Source organism: Streptomyces sp. ActVer (assembly GCF_027270795.1).
GTDB classification, from domain to species: domain Bacteria; phylum Actinomycetota; class Actinomycetes; order Streptomycetales; family Streptomycetaceae; genus Streptomyces; species Streptomyces umbrinus_A.
Genome location: NZ_JAPWHT010000615.1, coordinates 1 through 4,922 on the forward strand (window position 1 = coordinate 1; position 4,922 = coordinate 4,922).

Sequence of the window (4,922 nt, forward strand, 5' to 3'; positions counted from 1 at the left end):
GCGGCGCGGGCGCCGACTCCACCGAGGAGGAGGCCGAACCGGGCCGCAGGGTCACCAGCTCCAACGACTACCTGGAGGAGGACGCCGATGTGTGGGGCACCGAGGAGGGCGGCACCCCGGCCGTCATCGGGCGGTAGCGCCGGGCTCCGGCGAGGGAGCGGAACCGAGCGGATTCCGGAACGGAGAGACGAGAGACGAATACCACCCCGTTCCGGATTCCGCAGCAGAGTCCTCACCAGGCAAGATCAGTAGGGTAGTTGCCGGCCCCCGGGGCGGGGGCCGTGCACACGGCCCGACGGCCGGGCGTACGGAGAGACCGACGGAGAAGGGCGGAGCGGACGTGACGGAACCGCTGGAGAAGCGGCTGGAGAAGGCGATGGCCGAACTCCAAGCTGCCCAGGAGGCGGTCGCGCGCACCGAGCGCGAGCTGCGCCAGGCGTCGTTCTCGGTGCTCTCCTCCGACCGCGCGGTCCGTGCCGTGGTGGGCCCGCAGGGCGAGCTGACCGGGATCGAGTTCCTGGAGAACAGGTACCGCGACATGTCGCCCTCGGAGCTGGCGGCCAGCGTCCTGGAAGCGGCGAGCGCGGCACGTACGAAGATGAATCGGCACGTGATGAAGGCGATGGCGCCCTTCACGGAGCCCAGCAGCAACGTGCCGGAGCTGAAGGGCTTCGAACTGGACTGGGAGCGGATCTTCGGCCCAGATGTGCTGCGCGAGGATGACGAGGACACGGAACGCGACGGCCAGGCCACCCCGGCCTGGCGGGACGCGCTGGGCGAGGATGGAGAGGACTGACCATGGGACAGCGGTACTACGTCGATCCGCAGCGCATCGAGGCACTGGCGGGGCAGCTGGAGGAGATCGGCACCCTCACCAGGAGCATGACGGAGGAGTTCTTCGACGAACTGGCCCCGACGGTCCGGTGGCCCGGCACGGAGGGCGAGTTCGCCGAGAAGGCCAAGCCGCAGGAGCAGAAGGAGCGGCAGACCACCAAAGAGACCATGATGTCGATCCGCGACGCCCTGGTGGGCATCACCGACGCCACGGTCAGCCAGGTCCGGCTGATGAAGAGCACCCGTGACGCCAACATCGAGGACATCGAGCAGAACAACAGGGAAATCGACACCCATGGGCTGGACGGCAACGGCGGCCCGGGCGGGCATGGCCGTCGCTGACCTCCGCACCGCAGGCCGCTTCCGCATGCCGGGAGCGGCCGCTCCGTGCTGCCCGGACCGGTACGGTGCGTCCGCGTGCCGCCCGCCCCGGTACTGCTCGGATCCATGCCGCTCCGCCCTGGTCCGCTCGGATCAGTTCTGCTCCAACGGCCCCTCGGGCGGCCCCCGATGAGCATGATGGCGTCGCCCGAGGTCAACGCGATGATCTTCATCCTCACCGGTGAGAAGCTCATCGACGCCGACGAGGACCTGGCCTACGAGAGCAGGCGACCCTACTCTGGCCTCGGCCGCAAGCTCGACCGGGTGTCGTCGCTGATCGAGAAGTCGATCCACGACATCGCCGAGGTCATGCCCGACGACCTCGCCAAGTCGTACGCCAAGGCGATGGGCATGCTCATCGACGACGGCGGCAAGAACTACCTGCGCGAGTTCTCCGAGCAGCTCGACAAGATCGCCGAGGGCCGGCGCAAGACCTCCATGGACATCATGGAGTCCAAGTGGCAGGTCATCGCCGAGGTCATCCGGCTGCTCATCGAGATCGCCATCTACCTCGCGATGTCCTTCTTCACCGGTGGCGCCTCGGCCAGCCAGATCATGATGGCCAAGCTCCGCAGCCGGTTCATGATCCTCACCACGCTCAGCCACCTGCTCCAGCGGCTGCACCTGGCGCCCTCGCTGACCGAGGCGTTCGCCGAGGCGTTCACCACGTTCGCGGTGCGGCTCGCGATGATGAACTTCGCCCCCAACGGCCGCCGCCCCGACGGCTTCGACTGGAACGACATCCTCAAGTCGGCCGCGTTCGGTGCCGCTGCGGGCTTCCTGACCAGCATCTTCGACAACTTTGCGAAGAACATCGTCAAGAGCTACGACAACAACTTCCTGAAGAACGGGCCCGACCTCAACTTCAAGAACAACCCCAACCTCAAGAACCCCCCGGACATCAACCTCAAGAACAACGGCCCGAACCCGAACCCGAAGCCGGATCCCGGTCCGGGTCCGGGTCCGGGCCCCGGCCCCGGTTCCAACCGGGACAACACCCCGAGCAACAGTCCGGGCCCCAACCCGAACCTGAACAGCCCCAACCTCAAGAACAACAACCCGTTCACGTTCCGGTTCAACCCCGCCTCCTTCAAGAACAACACCAACCTGTGGCGGAACGACCAGATCCTGCGCAACAACGCCGACCGGCCGGGCGCGCTCGCCGGGCACTACGGCCTCAAGGGGACCGCCGACTTCCTCGCCGCCGGCGGGGGTGAGGCGCTCGCCGAGATTCTGATCAAGGGCGCCTTCGACGGCGACTGGTCCACCAGCTGGTCGACCTTCGTCGGTGCGGGCCTCAGCAGCCAGGTCGAGGCCACCCTCTCGGACACCGCGATCAACAGCGGCGCCGAACTGCGCAACGCCATCGAGAAGTTGCGCAACCAGCCGCCCACCGTCTCCGGCGGCAACACCGACACCGACACACGGGACGCCGACAACTCCACGCGCTCGGGCAACGGCTCCGACCACGCCGAAGGCTCCGGCGGCACGGACACGTCGGGGTCTTCCGGCTCGACGGGCGGCAGCGGTTCCACGCGTACGCCGCCCCTGCCCGTGTCCCGGCAGACCACAGGCACGGGGGACTTCACCGGCACGGGCGACTTCGCCGGCGTCGACCTGCCGCCGCCCTACTCCGGCGTGGGCCCGCCGCCGTACAGCACCGTGGACCCGCCGGCGTACTCACCGGGCCCGCTGCCCGTGACCGCCGCCGAGAACGAGCTGTGGCAGCAGATCTACAACGGCACACCCGAGATCCGCGAGCAGGCACTGCAGGACCTCGCGGCCCTGCGCGGCTCCCAGCCGCCCGGCAGCACCGAGATCAGTGTCCGCGACAGCCTGCACGGCAACCTGTCTCAGCTGCCCGAGGTCCGGGTGGTCCCCGCCGGGGACAGCTCCGCCGCCCAGATCGACACGGACGAGATTCGTCGCGTCCTCGACAGCTTCGGCACGCCGGTCACGGTGGACTCCCCGACCTCCTCGAACGGGTTCGGGGGCGGCTCCACGGGCAACTCCGTGCCCGGTCCCACCGGAAACGCCAACGACAACATCAACGTCGATGGCGACGGCAACTCGACGGGGGACCTCGACACGGACCTCCAGCTCGACAACCCCGCCGACCTGAACGGCGCCGCGCACGAGGCATCACCGGAGAACTCGACCGAGGTCTCCCCGGACAACTCCGCCCAGAATTCGCCGGACGGCGAAGTTGCAGGTCCCGCCCCCGCCCCCGGCAACTCCGCCACGCAGGGTACGGGGACGGGCGCGGGAACGGGTTCGAACACCGGGACCGGCCGGCCGAGCGGCGTACCCGCCGGTGGAAGCAACCAGACCCCCTCGGCCCCGCAGCCCCAGGGGTTCCGCAACCCGGACGCCACAGGCCGGCCGGACGGCTCGCAGACCACGACCACCGACGACACGGCGTCGAACACGACCGACGACGACCGGCAGATCAGGACCGCCAACGATCCGCAGATCACGACGGACAGCGACTCGCAGGTGACCTCCGGCAACGACCCGCAGGTCGCCACCGACGACGGACCGCGGGGCCTGCAGTCGCCGGCGACCGTCAACTCGCTCGACAGCGACGGCACTTCGGACCTCACCGAACGTGGTCCCTTTCCGGTGTCCGACATCACCGCCGCTCCGCCGAAGGTGAACACCACCGGCTCGTACGCCGACACGAGCGATGCGACCGAAATCGGCGGCCAGACCGACGTGAAGGCCGGTCCGTCCCCGACGGTCACTGACCACTCGTCCACGCACGCGCAGCCGTTGACGATCGTGGTCTCGGAGGCGCCGCCGCCGGTGGAGGGGTCGCCGGAGGCGGCCGCACTCCTGGACGGCGCCGGAGTCGACCGGGCCGTGGTGTTCGGTCCGGCGGTCGCGCCGGACGGGACGGGGCGTCCGGTACGCGCCGCCGTGGAGCTGACCCGCGAGGGGCCGGACGCTCCGGTCCAGGTCCGCCGGCTCACCGGTCCGCCGTCCGCCGCGACGCTGGACGGCGACGCCGACACCGCCTTCCCCGGTGCGAACGTGCTGCTGCCGCTCGCCGACGCCCTTGGCCCGGCTCCCGCCGTGGACTCCGGACCCGACACGCAGACCACCCCGAAGACCACCGTCAAGACCGACAGCGGCCCGGTCGACACCCCGGCCGCGCGCCCGAAGCTGGTCTCGGAGGTGACGTCCCTCCTGGACGCCAAGAACGTCAGCAACGGCGTCGGCCCGGACTCCACGCTCACCACCGCGCCCGCCGCGGCCAAGCTCGCCACGCTGTCACGCCCCTGGACCGACACGGCCACCGACCTGTATCTGGAGTCGGGCAACGACGAAGGCACGGGCACCGGCGGCCATGCCCCCGGCCTCGGCGGCGGACACGGGCCGGGCAACGGCGGCACCCCGCCACCGCCACCCACCACGACGGGCGACACCACGTCGGTCGACCCCGCACCGGACGACCTCACGCGGGACGACTCCGCGTCGGACAACCCCACGGCGGCGCCCCCCGTGGTGCTTCCGCCCGCCGGGCGGATCGTCGTGCGGTCCGCGGCCAGCGGCGGCACCACCGACGGCGTGAACGGTCCCGCGCGCCCCGCGGGCGACCCGGTCGTCACCACCCTGGACGGCCACAAGGTGCCCATTGCGCAGCTGCGGCGCCTGGTGCCGAGCGCGACAGCCAAGCCCGGGCCCGGGCGTGCCGTACAGAAGAT

2 protein-coding genes and 1 pseudogene are annotated in these 4,922 nt (G+C 70.4%); all 3 read left to right on the forward strand.

Annotated elements, in window-relative coordinates; translation table 11 throughout:
* The first annotated feature begins 340 nt into the window (after positions 1 to 340).
* Positions 341 to 796, forward strand: coding sequence for a YbaB/EbfC family nucleoid-associated protein (locus tag O3Q52_RS48895; RefSeq protein WP_269654898.1), 456 nt, complete (start codon positions 341 to 343; stop codon positions 794 to 796).
* 2 nt (positions 797 to 798) lie between these two features.
* On the forward strand, positions 799 to 1,176 hold the full coding sequence (locus O3Q52_RS48900; RefSeq protein ID WP_269654899.1) for a hypothetical protein: 378 nt from the start codon (positions 799 to 801) through the stop codon (positions 1,174 to 1,176).
* 168 nt (positions 1,177 to 1,344) lie between these two features.
* Positions 1,345 to 4,922: pseudogene (locus tag O3Q52_RS48905) on the forward strand (hypothetical protein); the annotation flags it as partial.